This is a genomic window from Microbacterium sp. GCS4 (genome assembly GCF_001262495.1).
In the GTDB taxonomy this organism is placed as follows: domain Bacteria; phylum Actinomycetota; class Actinomycetes; order Actinomycetales; family Microbacteriaceae; genus Microbacterium.
Window position 1 is genome coordinate 334,235 of record NZ_LGYE01000002.1, and the last position, 16,009, is coordinate 350,243.

At 70.9% G+C, this 16,009-nt stretch carries 17 protein-coding genes; 16 read left to right on the plus strand and 1 reads right to left on the minus strand.

The genetic code is table 11. The annotated features are described in order from the left end of the window. The first annotated feature begins 4 nt into the window (after positions 1-4). From AKH00_RS08785 to AKH00_RS17835, 7 genes are all read left to right on the plus strand, one after another. Entirely contained in the window at positions 5-949 is a 945-nt protein-coding gene (locus AKH00_RS08785; RefSeq protein ID WP_050722350.1) for an ABC transporter permease, read from the plus strand. Further along, positions 946-1,809 (plus strand): ABC transporter permease, encoded by an 864-nt coding sequence (locus AKH00_RS08790; RefSeq protein WP_050722351.1) that lies wholly within the window; start codon positions 946-948, stop codon positions 1,807-1,809. The genes AKH00_RS08785 and AKH00_RS08790 overlap by 4 nt, the downstream gene beginning before the upstream one ends. Then, positions 1,806-2,780, plus strand: a complete 975-nt coding sequence (locus tag AKH00_RS08795) for an ABC transporter ATP-binding protein (RefSeq protein ID WP_050722352.1) — start codon at positions 1,806-1,808, stop codon at positions 2,778-2,780. Before AKH00_RS08790 ends, AKH00_RS08795 begins: the two co-directional genes overlap by 4 nt. Continuing rightward, positions 2,777-3,652 (plus strand): ATP-binding cassette domain-containing protein, encoded by an 876-nt coding sequence (locus AKH00_RS08800; RefSeq protein WP_050722353.1) that lies wholly within the window; start codon positions 2,777-2,779, stop codon positions 3,650-3,652. Before AKH00_RS08795 ends, AKH00_RS08800 begins: the two co-directional genes overlap by 4 nt. A gap of 7 nt (positions 3,653-3,659) precedes the next feature. After that, the gene (locus tag AKH00_RS08805; protein WP_050722354.1) at positions 3,660-4,277 is read left to right on the plus strand and encodes a TetR/AcrR family transcriptional regulator; all 618 of its coding nucleotides are present in this window, start codon (positions 3,660-3,662) and stop codon (positions 4,275-4,277) included. A gap of 170 nt (positions 4,278-4,447) precedes the next feature. Next, on the plus strand, positions 4,448-5,482 hold the full coding sequence (locus AKH00_RS17830) for an agmatine deiminase family protein (RefSeq protein WP_200903830.1): 1,035 nt from the start codon (positions 4,448-4,450) through the stop codon (positions 5,480-5,482). After that, positions 5,479-7,224, plus strand: coding sequence for an amidase (locus AKH00_RS17835; RefSeq protein ID WP_050722355.1), 1,746 nt, complete (start codon positions 5,479-5,481; stop codon positions 7,222-7,224). The genes AKH00_RS17830 and AKH00_RS17835 overlap by 4 nt, the downstream gene beginning before the upstream one ends. A gap of 72 nt (positions 7,225-7,296) precedes the next feature. On the opposite strand, the gene AKH00_RS08820 is transcribed toward AKH00_RS17835, so the two are convergent. Continuing rightward, a complete protein-coding gene (locus AKH00_RS08820; protein WP_050722356.1) occupies positions 7,297-7,500 on the minus strand; it encodes a hypothetical protein in 204 nt (67 codons plus the stop codon). 158 nt (positions 7,501-7,658) lie between these two features. Here AKH00_RS08820 and AKH00_RS08825 point away from each other — a divergent pair, with 158 nt between their 5' ends. The 9 genes from AKH00_RS08825 (at position 7,659) to AKH00_RS08865 (ending at position 15,979) form a co-directional block, all read left to right on the plus strand. Next, positions 7,659-8,972: an MFS transporter gene (locus AKH00_RS08825; RefSeq protein ID WP_050722357.1), complete on the plus strand. Its 1,314-nt coding sequence runs from the start codon at positions 7,659-7,661 to the stop codon at positions 8,970-8,972. Positions 8,973-9,065: 93 nt separating this feature from the next. Next, positions 9,066-9,656 (plus strand): TetR/AcrR family transcriptional regulator, encoded by a 591-nt coding sequence (locus AKH00_RS08830; RefSeq protein ID WP_050722907.1) that lies wholly within the window; start codon positions 9,066-9,068, stop codon positions 9,654-9,656. A 99-nt stretch (positions 9,657-9,755) separates the two neighbouring features. After that, positions 9,756-10,541: an NAD-dependent epimerase/dehydratase family protein gene (locus AKH00_RS08835; protein ID WP_050722908.1), complete on the plus strand. Its 786-nt coding sequence runs from the start codon at positions 9,756-9,758 to the stop codon at positions 10,539-10,541. Beyond that, complete coding sequence (locus AKH00_RS08840) at positions 10,538-11,548, plus strand: phosphoglycerate dehydrogenase (RefSeq protein WP_050722358.1); 1,011 nt, start codon at positions 10,538-10,540, stop codon at positions 11,546-11,548. Before AKH00_RS08835 ends, AKH00_RS08840 begins: the two co-directional genes overlap by 4 nt. After that, positions 11,545-12,219, plus strand: coding sequence for a substrate-binding domain-containing protein (locus AKH00_RS08845; RefSeq protein ID WP_050722359.1), 675 nt, complete (start codon positions 11,545-11,547; stop codon positions 12,217-12,219). Before AKH00_RS08840 ends, AKH00_RS08845 begins: the two co-directional genes overlap by 4 nt. A gap of 59 nt (positions 12,220-12,278) precedes the next feature. After that, entirely contained in the window at positions 12,279-13,265 is a 987-nt protein-coding gene (locus AKH00_RS08850; protein WP_050722360.1) for a nucleoside hydrolase, read from the plus strand. 103 nt (positions 13,266-13,368) lie between these two features. Beyond that, positions 13,369-14,691: an MFS transporter gene (locus AKH00_RS08855; protein WP_050722361.1), complete on the plus strand. Its 1,323-nt coding sequence runs from the start codon at positions 13,369-13,371 to the stop codon at positions 14,689-14,691. 7 nt (positions 14,692-14,698) lie between these two features. Then, positions 14,699-15,010 carry a YgjV family protein gene (locus AKH00_RS08860; RefSeq protein WP_050722362.1) on the plus strand — a complete coding sequence of 104 codons (312 nt, stop codon included), beginning with the start codon at positions 14,699-14,701 and terminating at the stop codon, positions 15,008-15,010. 21 nt (positions 15,011-15,031) lie between these two features. After that, the gene (locus AKH00_RS08865) at positions 15,032-15,979 is read left to right on the plus strand and encodes a nucleoside hydrolase (protein ID WP_050722363.1); all 948 of its coding nucleotides are present in this window, start codon (positions 15,032-15,034) and stop codon (positions 15,977-15,979) included. Positions 15,980-16,009 lie beyond the last annotated feature (30 nt).

A 16,009-nucleotide genomic window follows, 5' to 3' on the forward strand; every position in this document is an offset into this window, starting at 1 on the left:
GTCCATGGGACGCTACCTGTTCGTCCTCACACGCCTGGCGCTCGCCGTGCCGCTGCTGCTGGGGATCGTCCTCCTCGTCTTCCTGATCCTCAAGGTGACACCCGGCGATCCCGCACGACTGATCGTCGGACTGCGGGCATCCGAGGCCGAGCTCGGCGCCGTGCGCGAGCAGCTCGGGCTGAACGACCCGGCGATCGTGCAGTACGTCGCCTACGTCGGTCGGCTGCTCACGGGCGACCTCGGCTACTCGTTCAAGTCCAGCGAATCGGTGGCCGCGATCGTCGCCGAGCGCGTGCCGGCCACGCTCTGGCTGCTGGGAGTCGGTGCGCTCCTGTCCCTGATGATCTCCGTGCCGCTGGCGATCCTGTCGGCGCGGCGTCCGGACGGCCCCGTCGACCACGGCGTGCGGGCCTTCGGCCTCGTCGCGCTGTCGATGCCGTCGTTCTGGGTGGGGATCGTGCTCATCCTCGTCGTCGCGGTGCCGACCGGATGGTTCCCGGTCGGCGGATTCGGTGCGACTCCGGCGGAGCACCTGCGCTCGATCATCCTCCCGGCCTTCACACTCGCACTCGCGATAGCCCCGCTCCAGGTGCGGAGCCTGCGCACCAGCATCATCGAGGTGCTCGGCGCGGAGCATGTCACGACCGCGCGCTCACTCGGCCTGTCCTCCGGCCGGATCATGTCGCGCTTCGTGCTCCGCAACGCGGCCCCGCCGACCATCTCGATCCTCGCCCTCAACGTGGGCTACCTGCTCTTCGGCGCGGTCGTGGTCGAGACGACGTTCTCCCTGCCCGGCATCGGGCAGGGGATAGTGCTCGCCGCCCGGCAGCGCGACATCCCCACCATCCAGGGCTACACCCTGCTGTTCGCGCTCGCGGTGGTTCTGGTGTTCCTGATCGCCGACATCGTGACCTCGATCGCCGATCCGCGTCTGGAGGTGGAATCGTGAGCGTCGCGGTCGATGCCGCGGTGATCGGCCCCAAGACCACCGCGATCGTGATGGTCGAACGCACGCGGCTCCCCCGACGCGTGTGGGTCGGGGCGACGATCGTGGGGCTCTACGTCCTCGTCGCGATCCTCGCGCCGGTGATCGCCCCGTACGACCCGCTCGCGCAGGACGTCGTCGACGCGCTCGCCGCGCCCAGCGCCGCGCACTGGCTCGGAACCGACGAGCTCGGACGCGACGTCCTCTCGCGTCTGCTGCACGCCGCGCGCATCGACCTGCTGGTCGGATTCCTCGGCGCCGCACTGCCGGCCGTCCTCGGCACGTTCCTCGGCGCGGTCGCCGGGTTCCGTGGAGGATGGCTCGACGGGACGATCATGCGGGTGTCGGATGTCGTGCAGGCCTTCCCCACCTACATCCTCATCATCGCCCTCGTGTTCGCTCTCGGACCCGGCGTGCCGTCGATCCTCGTCGCGTTCACCGCGATCGCCTGGGTCTCGTACGCGCGCCTGATCCGCACCGAGGTGCTGCGCGAACGCAGCCTCGACTACGTCGCGGCAGCCAGAGCGTCAGGGCTCTCGGGGGCGCGGACGCTGTGGCGGCACGTGTTCCCGAACTCGGTCGGCCAGACGCTCGTGTACCTGCCGTCCGACATCGTGGGGGCCACTCTGGGGCTCGCCGCGCTGTCGTTCCTCGGGTTGGGCATCCAGGCGCCGACACCGGAGTGGGGCGCGATGATCGCGGCCGGCCAGCCCTACATCCGCGAGCAGTGGTGGCTCTCCACCGTGCCCGGTCTCGTGGTGGTCGGGTTCGGGCTGGGACTCAGCCTGATCGGCGAGGGAATTGAAGAAGGGTTGAGGAGATGACGAGAACGGTGCTCGACGTGCGGGATCTGCACGTGTCCCTGCGCAGCGGCGAGCGGACGGTGACGCCGGTCGACGGGGTGTCCTTCGACGTGCGGGCCGGGGAGTCCCTCGGGATCGTCGGCGAGTCCGGGTCGGGGAAGAGCCTGACGCTCAAGGCGGTGCTCGGGCTCCTGCCCCGTGGCGGCTCGACCGCGGGATCGGTCTCGTATTCGTTCGCGGACGGCCCGACCGAGGTCGACGCCGATCGTGTGCGGGGCCGCGGTGCCGCGATGGTCTTCCAGGAGCCGATGACGGCTCTGAACCCGACGATGCGGGTCGGCGACCTGATCGCGGAGGCCGTGCGGATGACCGGATCGCGTCGCCCCGGGGTGATCCGGCAGCGGGTGCACGAGCTCATGGCCGGCGTCGGGATCCCGGACCCGGAACGCCGGGCGCGGATGTGGCCGCACGAGCTCTCGGGTGGACTGCGCCAGCGGGTGATGATCGCCGCCGCGCTCGCCACCGAGCCGGAGGTGCTGCTGTGCGACGAGCCGACCACCGCGCTCGACGTCACGATCCAGGCGCAGATCCTCCGGTTGCTGCGCGACCTGCGGCGTGAACGCGAACTCGCGATGGTGTTCGTCTCGCATGACCTCGCGGTCGTCGCGGAGGTGTGCGACAGGGTCGCCGTGATGTACGCGGGGCGGATCGTCGAGACCGGGGCCGTCGCCGACGTGCTGCGCGCCCCGCAGCATCCGTACACGGCCGCCCTGCTGGCCTCGGCCCCCTCGTTCGTCGGAGGCTCCGGCCGGTTGGCGACCATCCCCGGGTCCCCGCCCGACCCCCGCGCGTTCCCGAGCGGATGCCGGTTCGCGCCGCGCTGCACGTTCGCGGTCGAGGACTGCCGGTCGTCGTCGTACACGCTCGCGGGGGCGGACGGCGGAGCGACCGCCTGCATCCGCCCCGAGGTTCTGGCGGAGGCCGCGGCATGACCGTGCTGGTGGAGGCCGCGGGGCTGACGGTCGCATACCGCACGGGGTCGGCCCTGCTCGCTCGGTTGCGCGGCCGCCCCGCTCCCGAGGTGCGGGCGCTCGACGGCGTCGACCTGTCGATCGAACGCGGATCGATCGTCGGCGTCGTGGGGGAGTCCGGGTGCGGCAAGTCGACGCTCGCCCGTGCGCTCGTCGGGCTCGCGCCGCTCGCGCGGGGCGAGGTGCTGTTCGAGGGGGAGCGGATGGGGCGGCGGCGCACCCGGGAGCAGACGCGGCGCGTGCAGATGGTGTTCCAGGACCCCTCGGCGTCGCTCGACCCCTCGATGACGGTGGGTCAGACGCTGTGCGAGCTGCTGCGCGTGCACCGGATGGTCCCGTCGGACGCCGTGGCCGCCCGCGCGGAGGACCTCATGCGCCGGGTCGAGTTGCCGCCGGCGCTGCTGAGCGCTCGTCCGCGCCGTCTGTCGGGAGGGCAGCGGCAACGGGTGGGCATCGCGCGCGCTCTGGCGCTCGAGCCCGACGTGCTCGTGGCCGACGAGTCGGTCGCGGCGCTCGACGTCTCGGTGCAGGCGGCCATCCTGAACCTGCTGCAGCAGCTGCGGGTCGATCTGGGGCTCACGATCGTCTTCATCTCGCACGACCTCGCGGTCGTCCGTCACCTGTGCGATCGGGTCGTGGTGATGAACGGCGGTCGGATCGTGGAGGACCGGCCCGTGGGCGAGCTCTTCGACGACCCCCGGCATCCGTACACCGCCACGTTGCTGGCCGCGGCTCCGCGGTTCGCGGTGCTCGATCGCGGACCGGAGCCGATGCCGCCGGCGGCGTCGATGCAGTCGGCTCGGATCCCGCGGGAGGGCGCCCCGATAGGATGAAGGCGCTATGAGCGAGGTGACCGACCGGCGCGCGAAGGGCAGGGCGCGGCAGCAGATCGTCGTGGATGCTGCCGCCCAGGCGATCGCCGACCTGGGGCTCGCGAACGTGCGGGTCTCCGACATCGCCGAGCGCGCGGGCATGACCTCGGGGCACGTGACGTACTACTTCCCTTCGAAGACCGATCTGCTCATGCTCGCGATCCGGCGCAGTGAGGAGTCGCTCGTCGAGCAGGTGGACGCGGAGCTCGACGGCATCGCGGAGCCCTGGGCGCGGCTGGAGAGACTGATCGAACTGTCGGCGTCGAACGGACGCGGGGATCCGGGCTGGATCTTGTGGTTCCAGGTCTGGTCGGACGCCGCGATCGACGACACGGTCGCCGAGGTGCACAACGAGCTCGACTCGCGCTGGCGGGAGATCCTCCGGGGCGTGCTGGACTACGGACGCGCACGTGCCGCATTCGCGTTCGACGACCTCGACGACACGGCCGAGGTGATCTCGGCTGCGATCGACGGCCTCTCGGTGCAGCTCACGGTGGGCGCCCCCGGTGTGGACCACGCGCGGATGCTGCGGCTGTGCCTTCGGGTCTGCGCGGCGCTCCTCGGTGGTGCGCCCGAGGCTGACTGAGCCCGGCTCAGCGGGGCGGGTGCTTCGGTGCCCGGTTCCCTCGGCGCGCTCTCGTGCGCGCTCCCGTGGGCGTCGCGCGCGGGCACGCACACTCCGCGGAAGACGGGGTTGCGAGAAAATTGGATGACATCCAAGATAGTCGGAGTACACGCAACCAATGGAGGTCCGTCGTGATCGACACGAACACCACCCCGGCATCCGCCGGTTTCTCGATGCCCGCAGAATGGGCTCCCCACGCCGGCTGCCTCATGGTCTGGCCCACGCGCCGCGAGCTCTGGCGGGACCGCCTCGCCGACGCCAAGCGGGACTATGCGACGGTCGCCAGGGCGATCGCCGCCTTCGAGCCCGTGATCATGATGTGCGTGCCCGGCGAGGCGGGCGAGGTCATCGATCTGTGCGGTGCCGGCGTCGAGCCGCTCGAAGTTCCCGTCGACGACTCCTGGGCTCGCGACAGCGGTCCGGCGTTCGTGACGAACGAGCGCGGCGAGCTCGCCGCCGTCGGGTTCCGCTTCAACGCCTGGGGGGAGCGCTGGCATCCCCACGACCAGGACGCCCTGGTCCCCGAACGCATCGCCGCTCACCTCGGCATCCCGCTCTTCCGTGCGCCGTTCGTGCTGGAGGGCGGGGCGTTCTTCGTCGACGGCGAAGGCACGCTGCTCACGACCGAGCAGTGCCTGCTGAACCCGAATCGCAATCCGACCATGTCGAAGGTCGAGATCGAGCACGGGCTGCGCGACTACCTGGGTGTGTCGACGGTGATCTGGCTCCCCTACGGTCACAGTCTCGACGTCGGACCGGCCGGCACCGACGGTCACGTCGACGGTGTCGCGCAGTTCGTCTCGCCGGGGCGGGTGATGCTCGAGGTGCCTTCCGACCCGGCATCCACGGAGTACCTGCGGTCGCGGGCGAACCTCGCCCGCCTGCGCGAGGCCCGGGACGCCCAGGGGCGCGCCCTCGACGTCGCCCTGCTCGATCCGCATGCCGCCGCAGAGGTCTCGTACGCGAACCACTACCTCGCCGACGGCGCCGTCATCGTGCCGGTCGAGGGCGACGGCCGCGACGACGAGGTCCTCGACTTCCTGCGTGCGACATACCCCGAGCGCACCGTCGTGGGCGTACCCGGCGCGACCATCGCGTTCGGCGGCGGTGGACCGCATTGCATCACGCAGCAGATCCCCGCAGCCGCCGGTCGAGGACGGCTGTGACCGCGGGCGCCGGCGGGGCCTTCGACGTCGTGGAGGCCTCCATCGCCGATCTGCGGAGAGCGCTCGAGGACGGGTCGGCGACGAGCGAATCCCTCACCCGTGCCTACTCGGCGCGCATCGCGGCCTATGACGGCGCCGACACGGCGACCGCGCTCAACGCGCTCGTCGTCATGAACCCCGACGCGCTGCGCGAGGCGAGAGCGTCCGACGATCGCCGGGCGCGAGGAGCGGTCCGAGGCCCGCTCGACGGCATCCCGTACACGGCGAAGGACAGCTACCTGGTCCGAGGACTGACCGCCGCCGCGGGGAGCCCGGCCTTCGCGAACCTCCTCGCGCAGCGGGACGCCTTCACGATCGAGCGACTGCGCGCCGCGGGCGCGGTGCTCCTCGGCCTCACGAACATGCCGCCCATGGCGAACGGCGGCATGCAGCGCGGGCTCTACGGCAGGGCGGAGAGCCCGTACGACGGCGACCACCTGACCGCCGCGTTCGCCTCGGGGTCGTCGAACGGCTCCGGCACCGCGACGGCGGCCTCGTTCGCGGCGTTCGGCCTCGCCGAGGAGACCTGGTCGTCGGGCCGTGCGCCCGCCTCGAACAACGCCCTGTGCGCCTACACGCCCTCGCGGGGAGTGATCTCGGTGCGCGGCAACTGGCCGCTGGTGCCCACGATGGACGTCGTCGTCCCGCACACCCGCACCATGGCTGACCTGCTCGAGGTGCTCGACGTCATCGTCGCCGACGACCCGGACACCCGCGGCGACTTCTGGCGCGTGCAGCCGTGGGTCACGATCCCCGCTGCCTCGCGGATCCGGCCGTCGTCATACCCGGCGCTGGCGCCGATCGACGGTGCGGATGCTGCGGCGACGCTTCGCGGGAAGAGGGTCGGCGTCCCGCGGATGTACATCAACCAGGATGCCGAGGCGGGGCGCGGGGCGAGGGGCGTCGGCGGGCCGACCGGGCAGCGGATCGACACGCGGGACTCGATCCTCGCACTGTGGGAGGCCGCGCGACGTGACCTGGAGGCCGCGGGCGTCGAGGTCGTCGAGGTCGACTTCCCGGTCGTCTCGAACTACGAGGGCGACCGCGAAGGGGCGCCGACGATCGCGACGCGGGGCCTCGTGAGCCCCGAGTACCTCCGTCGGGAGATCGTCGACCTCTCGGCGTGGTCCTGGGACGACTTCCTCCAGGCGAACGCCGACCCGGCGCTCTGCTCGCTCGCCGACGTCGACGGGGACCTCATCTTCGTCGTCGAGGAGGGTGTGCTCCCCGACCGCTACACGGGCTTCGACGATGATGTCGCCGATTATCCGCAGTGGGTGCGCGATCACCCCGGAGCATGCCTGGACGAGATGCCCGAGCTGCCCGAGGGGCTCGCCGGGCTGGAGGAGACGCGCAGGCGCGACCTGGAGGAGTGGATGGGTCGGAGGGGGCTCGACGCCGTCGTCTTCCCCGCCGTGGCCGACATCGGTCGCGCCGACATGGACGTCAACCCTGCCGCGGCCGACGAGGGCTGGCGCAACGGCGTGTGGGTCGCGAACGGCAACCTCGTGCTCCGGCATCTCGGCATCCCCACCGTGACCGTGCCGCTCGGTCTCCTCGCCGACATCCGGATGCCGGTGGGGCTCACGTTCGCGGGGAGGGCGTACGACGACACGGAACTGCTGCGCCTCGCTGCAGCTTTCGAGGCGACGGGGGAGCGGCGGACGTCCCCGCCGCGGACACCGCGACTCGTGCAGAGGTGATCTGCGGGGCGCGGCGGCTCCCGATCGCGCGGTCTCGGCGCCGGCCCGCGGCGTCGGTCCGGGTGACGTCGCTCAGCGCGACGTCGGCGGCAGCTTGTCGACGCCGTGTCGGGCGGGTGTGCCCGGTTCGGCGGCGGTGTCGGGGGAGGCGTTGCCCTCTGCTGCGGGGGCGTCGGTGCCGGGGTAGTGCGGCTCCTCGATCTCGACGGCCTTGTCGCGCTCCTCGAGCGGGGGGAGGTGGTCCAGCGGCTGCTTGATGTCGTCGGGGTGGCTCATGGCGACAGCATCCGCCCGTTCGCATAGCGAGGACAGGGGGTTGCCGAGGGTTCGTGCGTGTGCTTCGAATCGATACGATGGAGGCGAGCAGGGTTTGTAACTTCCCCTTGCATATTCCTTCCCGTCCGCTTCCCCGCGATCCCCGAGAGCCGGTCCCCGTGTCGCACGAGCAGTCCCCGCGGGCCGAGGCGTCGGCCACGCGGTACATCGTCCGTTCGCGCCTGCTGCGCGGCGCGTTCCTGAGCCTCGTGATCTCGGGGATCGGCATGTCGATCACCGCCCCGCAGATCACCCTGTTCCTCGTCGAGGAGCTGCACCTCACCGACTCGCAGGCGGGACTCTACTTCCTCACCAATCTCGTGGCGCCGATCACCGGGTACATCGTGGGCTCGCTCTCCGACCGCATGGGATCGCGCCTGCTGGTGTTCCGCATCTCGGCGGTCGCGGGCTTCGTGGGGTGGGCGCTGATGGCGGTCGCGATGCAGGCGTGGATGCCGTTCGCGATCAACATGCTGATGCTCAGCGCTGCCGGCGCCGGTGCCGCGCAGCTGCAGGCGGCCGTGCGCGACGAGCTCAACGCCTCGCCGACGCCGGCCGACAACAGCGTGATCGCCGTGATGCGCACGGCCATGGCGTTCGGGTGGGTCGTGGGGCCGGTGCTCGGCGCCGTGCTCGGTGCCGCCTTCGGGCTGCGACCGCTGCTCCTGCTCACGGGACTCAGCATCCTGCTGTCGATCGTGCCGCTGATCGGGGTGCGGACGCCGCCCGTGCGCGCCGAGCGCTCCTCGCCGATCCGCTCGGCGGCCGACGATCCGGCCGAGCTGGGCGCGGACGAGCCCGCCCTTCCCTCGGGGGCGACGGTCGTCGCGGTGCGGCGGTCGATGGCGCCGCTGCTGCTGTTCACCGCGATCTACATCCTCATCATGTGCGGCGAGACCGTGAAGCTCGCCTACCTTCCGCTCTACATGGACCGGACCCTGGGTATGGATGCCGGGCTCCGCGGCGCGGTCATCGGCCTGCAGCCGCTCATCGAGCTGCCGCTCATGCTGTTCGCCGCGAAGCTCGCGGACCGGTTCGGGGTCACCCGCGTGCTGCTCTGCGGCGCCGTGATGGCGGTCGGTGCGCACGTGGCGTACGCGTCGGCGGATGCGGTCGCGCAGCCGATCGTGCTGCTGGTGCTCGGTCAGCTGTTCATGGCGGGGGTCATCGCGACGTTCGGGGTGCTCGGCATCACGGTGGCGCAGCGGCTGCTCCCGGAGCGCATCGGCACGGCATCCAGCGTCTTCCTCAGCTCCTACGCGCTCAATGCCGCCCTCGGCGGGTTCCTCGGCAGTGTGGGGGCGGCGTGGCTCGGGATGCCGCATCTCTTCTGGATCCCCGCCGGGATCGCCGCGCTCGGCGCCGTGTCGCTCGTCGCGCTGAGTGTCGCGGTGCCGCTCGGGTCGCCCGGGCGGGGCGCGCGGGTGGAGTGACGCGGGAACCTTTGGGTACGAACGTACGCATATGGGTATGATCGGGTCATGACCGACCACTTCGCAGGCGACCCTCGCACGAGCGGGGAGCGGATGCTCGCGGGCGACGCGGCCGGGGGCGACGCGGCCGCCGGCACGCGCAGCGGCCGCAAGAACGACCCTGAGCGGAGAGATCGGATCATCGCCGCGTGCCTCGACGTGATCGCCGACTCCGGAGTCGCGGGGGCGTCGCACCGCCGCATCGCGGACGCCGCCGGGGTGCCGCTCGGATCGATGACCTACCACTTCGACGGGATCGACGAGCTGCTGCACGAGGCCTTCACCCGGTTCTCCCACACCGTGAGCGAGCGCTTCGAGCAGCGCATGGCGGCCGCGACCGACCTCGAGTCGGCACGCGCCGCGGTCGTCGCGATCATCCACGAGGACGTGTTCGGCGACGGTCGCGAGCCGGTCCTCTCTCATGAGCTCTACACGCTCGCCGCGCGCAAGCCCGCGTACCGCGCTCTCACGACCGCGTGGATGCGACGCAGCCGCACGGCGCTCGAGCGCCACTTCGACCCTGAGACCGCGCGACTGCTGGATGCCATGATCGAAGGTGTGTCGATCCACCGCGCGCTCGACGAGGAGCCCCGCGATCCGGCCGAGGTCGCCGAGGCCGTCGCGCGCATCACTGCGGCCAGGTAGCCGGGAGAAGTCTCTGCAGTGGATGTCGGCGAGAGACTGGACGTGAATAAAATAGTATGTAAAATACTATTTGATTTGGAACGCGATCGAAGGACGATGATGACCACAGTTCTGTACACGGGAGGCACCGGCCGGATGGGCCGGGTGAGCCGCGAGGGCCTCGCCGGACGTTACGACCGGGTCGTCCTGTTCGCGCGCCATGCACCCGAGGAGGCGCTGCACGCGGGGGAGGAGGTCGCGATCGGCGACCTCGCCGACCTCGAGGCGCTGACGGCGGCCGCACAGGGCGTCGACGTCATCGTGCACCTGGGCGGCATCGCCGACGAGTCCTCGTACGAGAGCATCCGCACGGCCAACATCGACGGCACCCAGCACGTGTACGAGGCCGCGCGCCGAGCCGGAGTGCGTCGCGTCGTGTACGCCAGCTCGAACCACGTCGTCGGCTTCCACGACGCGAGCACGGTGCTCGACGAGAGGGCCCCGCTGCGGCCCGACACCTTCTACGGCGTCTCCAAGGCCTTCGGAGAGGCGCTCGCCAGCCTGTACCACGACAAGTGGGGCATCGAATCGGTGCTCCTGCGCATCGGCACCTTCCGCCCGGAACCCGAGGACGTGCGCCAGCTCGCCCTGTGGCTCAGCTGGCGCGACGGCATCGAGCTGGTCCGTTGCGCGATCGAGAACGGCCCGGTGGGCTGCCAGGTCGTCTACGGATGCTCCGCCAACACCGGCTCCTGGTGGAACGGCGCTGCGGGCTGGGCCGCGATCGGCTACGTGCCGCAGGACGACGCCGCCGACCACGCGGGCGGTGTCGACTCGGGCGCCCCGACGCCCCGGCACCACGGCGGCGCATTCACGGCCGCGGACTACGAGGGAGGCATCTGGTGAACACCGAGAACGTCCGGAACGCCGACGTCCTCATCACGACGGCCTTCCTCGCCCCCGGAGACGAGGTCGACCTGCTCCTGCGCGACGCGGGACTCACGACCAGGCACGAGCCGGAGCTCGACGCCCTCCCCGCAGAGGAACGCGAGACCGCCCTCGCCGGAGTACGCGCGATCATCGCCGGCACGCGCCCCCTGGGAGCGGACGACCTGGCCGCCGCCGCACAGCTGCAGGTCGTCGTACGCACGGGCGTCGGCTACGACAGCGTCGACGTCGACGCGGCCACCCGGCTCGGTCTCCCCGTGTGCATCACCGCGGGAGCCAACCGCCAGGCCGTCGCCGAGCACGTCTTCGCCCTCATGCTCGCCTCGGCGCGACGCATCCCCGAGAACATCCGCAGCCTCGCCGATGGGCGCTGGAACCAGCTCACGGGACGGGAGCTGCGCGGGGCGACCCTCGGCATCCTCGGTCTCGGCTCGATCGGCAAGGCGGTCGCGACGATCGCCCGCGGCTTCGGAATGCACGTCGCGGCCTACGACCCCTACTTCGACGAGGAGTTCGCCGAGGCGAACGGCATCCGCCGGGCGACCCTCGACGAGGTGCTCGCGGAGTCGGACTTCGTGACCCTGCACCTGTTCCTCGACGACACCACACGCAACCTGATGGATGCCGACCGTCTCGCGCTCATGAAGGACGACGCGATCCTCATCAACACCGCCCGCGGCGGGATCATCGACGAGGACGCCCTCGTGGATGCTGTGCGGCGCGGTGTCATCGGCGGCGCGGCGCTCGACGTGTTCGCGCAGGAGCCGCTGCCGGCGTCCAGCCCGCTGCTGCACACTCCGGGCATCCTCGCGACCACCCACGTCGCCGGGGCGACCCGCGAAGCGCGTGGGGAGTCCGGACGCATCGCCGCCGCCACCGTGATCGCCGTGCTCGGCGGGGGAGAGCCGCAGTTCGTGGTGAACCCCGAGCACCGCGCCGCGGCGGCGCAGGAGGTGACGGCGTGATCTCGCTGTACAGCGGACTGGTGGTCAAGCAGGCGCTCGAGGAGACCGTGATCCCCGCATTCGAGGAGGCGACGGGAGAGCGCGTCGAGACGACGTTCGAGCCGACGACCGTGCTGCTCGACCGCATCGCGGCCGGCGCGCGACCCGACCTGGTCCTGGGGGTCTCGGCCTCGGTCCGGGAGCTCGCGGAGGACGGCGTGCTCGACCCGCGGCAGGTGGCCGACATCGCGGTGTCGGCGGTCGGCTTCGCGCGGCTCCCCGAGAGCGCGGCACCCGTCGACGACGGGGAGGCCGCCTTCCTCGACTATCTGCGCGCGGCGCCGGCCGTCGCCTACACGCTCAGCGGCGCGAGCGGGCTGCATTTCATGTCGCTGCTGCGCGAGCGCGGCCTGCTCGACGAGATCGACGAGAGAGCCGTGCGATTCCCCGCGGGGCTCACGGCGGAGGCCGTCGTGGACGGCCGTGCGACCGTCGCGATCCAGCAGATCAGCGAGCTGCGCTCCGTGCCGGGCCCTCACATCGTGGCCCCGATGCCGGAGGCCCTGCAGTCCTACGGTCGCTTCGCGATCGGCGTGCGGGCCGAGGCGCCGGCCGCGTCGGTCTTCGCCGAGAGCCTCCTGCAGCCTGCCGCCCGTCGCGCGTTCGCGGCCATCGGCCTCAGCGCCCCCTGAGCAGCATCCCCCACCGACCTCCCCTCACCCGGCATCCCCTCACCCGAAAGAAGAGGAACATGAGAAAAGTCATTGTCGACACCGACACGGGCGTCGACGACGCTCTGGCCCTGATGCTGCTGGCCGCGGACCCCGAGGTCGAGATCCTCGCCGCGATCAGCGTCTTCGGGAACTGCGAGAGCGAGCGCGCAGCCGACAACGCACGCTACGTGCTCGACACGTGCGGACGCTCGGACGTGCCCGTCTACCGCGGCGCCGCGGTGCCCCTCGAACAGGACCTGCAGCTCAACCCCGGGGTGCACGGCGAAGACGGCTTCGGCAACACCGGCCTGCGTCCCGCCGTCTCCGTTCCCGCCGAGCCGGACGGCGTGCAGGTCATCCTCGACCTCGTCGAGGCGCACGACGGCGAGATCGACTACATCGCACTGGGCCCGCAGACCAACCTGGCACTCGCGCTCCACCGCGAGCCGCGCCTGCTGCAGCGCCTGCGCAGCGTCACGATCGTGGGGACGCTCGGCCCCGCGCTGTACCACGACACCGAGCCGTGGGCCGATCGCCGGTTCCGCGTCTCCCGCGACCCCAACGTGTCTTTCGACCCCGACGCCACGCAGGAGGTCGCGCGGCACGAGGGCGACGTCACGTGGTGCGGGCCTTATGTCACGCGCCAGGCGCTCGTGCCCGAGCGCTTCTTCCTCGACATCGCGGCCGAGACCGGTTCGCCCGCCGCGCAGCTGATCACGGCGATCAGCGCCGACTACGCCGGCTTCTACACGCGCTCCTACGAGCAACCCGACGACCGGCGGATCATGGGCATCAACGACAGCCTCGCAGTGGCGACCCTGCTTCGTCCCGAGCTCGTGGCGGCCTCGGTGCAGCGTCCGCTGCAGACGTTCGAGGACCCGGCGACCGGCGACCGCTATCTCGCCGGCGTGCATCCGGTGCGCGGCGAGACCCGGCCACTGCATCGCGTCATCGTCGACATGGACTTCGACGGCGTGCTCGACCTCATCGGCGACACCCTCCGCCGCCCGCTGCCCTGGAACTGAACGCCCCACCCGAACACCCGGCACACCCGAACACCCGGGACACCCGCCCGAACACCCGAAACCCGAACACCCCACTCTCACGGGGTAGAGCGAAGGAGCTCGAATGAGCATCGATGAAGAAGCAGTGACGACGACGGCACCGCAGCAGTTGAAGGGCAAGGCCAGCAAGACCGAGCGCCGCAACCTCCGCGCGCTGAGCTGGGGGCACGCACTCGAATGGTACGACTGGGCCATCTTCGGATTGCTCTCGGTCTACCTCGGTGCGGCGTTCTTCCCGTCTGACAACCCGCTCGCCTCGACCCTCAACGCGCTCGCGGTCTTCGCGGTGGGCTTCGTCGCCCGTCCGCTCGGCGGGGTCGTGTTCGGCTTCGTGGCCGACCGCTTCGGACGACGCAAGATCATGATCTTCGCGATCGGTGCCGTGGCGCTGGGGAGCTTCGTGATCGGCGTGCTCCCCGATTACCAGACCATCGGCGTCGCCGCGCCGATCATCGTCGTGGCGGCCCGTCTCCTGCAGGGGCTCTCCGCGGGCGTCGAGGCTCCGCTCGGAACCGCGTACGCGCTCGAGCTGGTGCCCAACCGGCCCGGGTACGTCGCCGGGTTCTTCGCGTTCTTCAACAACCTCGGCAACCTGCTCGCGCCGCTGTCGATCTTCGCCATCAGCTCGCTCCTCGGCCCCGCGGTGCTCGCCGAGTACGGCTGGCGCATCCCGTTCCTGATCGGCGGGGTGTTCGGACTGCTCGTCCTGTGGCTGCGCCGCACGCTGCCCGAGACGCTGAACACCGAGGCCATCCGCACGGTCGGAGCCGTGCCGACTCCGGAGAACTCGGTGTGGCGCGAGGTGCGCAAGTACTGGCTGAGCGTGCTCGCGGCGATCTTCATCGTCGGTGCGATCCAGGCGTACAACTACACGTGGATCGCCGGACTCCCGAACCTCGCGAACGGCACGTTCGGCGAGGACCCCACAGCGGTGTTCGCGATCACGACCGGCATGGGGATCTTCCTCACCCTGGGCGCGCTGGCGCTCAGCCGCATCCTCGACCGGTTCCCGATGTCGCGCTGGTTCGTGATCGCCCGACTGCTCGCCATCCCGACGATCTTCCTGGCCCTGCTCTACTCGCAGCCCGGCGTCGGGACGCTCGCCGGCGTGATGTTCGGCGGCGCGATCGTGCTGCTGCTCAACATGACGATCTTCGTCGTGGTGTCGAACTCCCTCCTGCCGCAGCACATCCGCGGCACGGCTCTCGGTCTCGGCTACGGCCTCGGCGTGGCGATCTTCGGCGGCACGGCCTCGTACCTCCTGCTGTGGCTGCAGAGCCTGGGGCTGATGTGGGTCTTCCCGATCTACATCGCGACCCTGTGCGCCGTGAGCGTCGTGCTGTACGTGCTCGCCAAGCGGCGCAACGGCCTCTTCGTGGGCAAGTGACCGCCTGATGGACCTCTGGCGCGAGATCGTCGGCTGGGCGGGGAGCGCCCTCCTGATCACTTCGCTGATGCAGCCGACGATCTCGCGCCTGCGGTGGGTGAACCTCGGCGCGTCGTCGCTGCTGATGGCCTACAACCTGATGCTCGGCTCCGCGCCGATGGTCGCGCTCAACGTGACGCTCATCGCGATCAACTGCGTGTACCTGTTCCGGGGCGCCCGTGCCGCTCGCGCGACCCGGGCCGCTGCGGCGGAGCCGACCACCATCCCCGACATCCCCGACCCTGCGGAAGAAGCATCCGACCGGCAGACGAGCCGGTAGGAGCCGAAAGAGAGAATGCACATGGAACGACTGATCATCGACACCGATCCCGGGATCGACGACGCGGGAGCGCTGTTCTGGGCGCTCGCCTCGGACGCCTTCCAGATCGAGGCGCTGACCACGGTCTTCGGGAACGTCCCCGTCGAGACGGCGACGATCAACGCGCGCAAGATCGCGACGCTCGCCGGTCGCCCCGACCTCCCGATCTGGAGCGGCGCCGCGCGGCCCCTCGTCGGCGAGCCGCATTTCGCGGAGCACATCCACCGCCCGGGAGGCGTGGGCTACTGGGAGTACCCCGATCCCGATCCGGAGGCGGTGGTCCCGTCCGACGCCGTGCTGCGGATGATCGACACGGTCATGTCGTCGCCCGGGGAGATCACGATCATGGCGCTCGCACCGCTCACGAACGTCGCGCTGGCCATCAAGCTGGAGCCCCGGTTCGCGCAGTCGGTGCGCCGCATCATCTACATGGGAGGAGCTGCGCTCACCTGGGGCAACGTCACGCCCGTCGCGAGTGCGAACATCTACAACGACCCCGAGGCCGCGGAGATCGTCGTCAAATCCGGCGCCCCGCTGACGCAGGTCGGACTCGACGTGTCGCGCAGCTTCGCCCTCAGCCCCGCTCACATCGCGACGCTGTGGGAGTCGGGATCGCCGATGGGACGCGCGCTGTGCGAGATGATCGGATACCCGGACCGCCATGACGACCCCGACGAGATGCCCGAGTGGAAGACCGAGGGCATGCACCTGAACGACGTGCCGTGCGTCGCATACGCCCTGAACCCGGACTGGTTCACGGTTCGGCGGCTGCGCGTCGACATCGAGCTGCACGGCGAGCACACCCGCGGGCAGACGGTCGTGCAGATGATCGACCGCTGGAAGGGCGAGCCCAACGTCGACGTGCTGTTCGACATCCACGCGAGTGCGGTGGCCGACGCGCTGACGGCGGCGGTCACGGCGCACCGCTGACCGGCGGAGACACGAGCGGCGGGTGAGGAT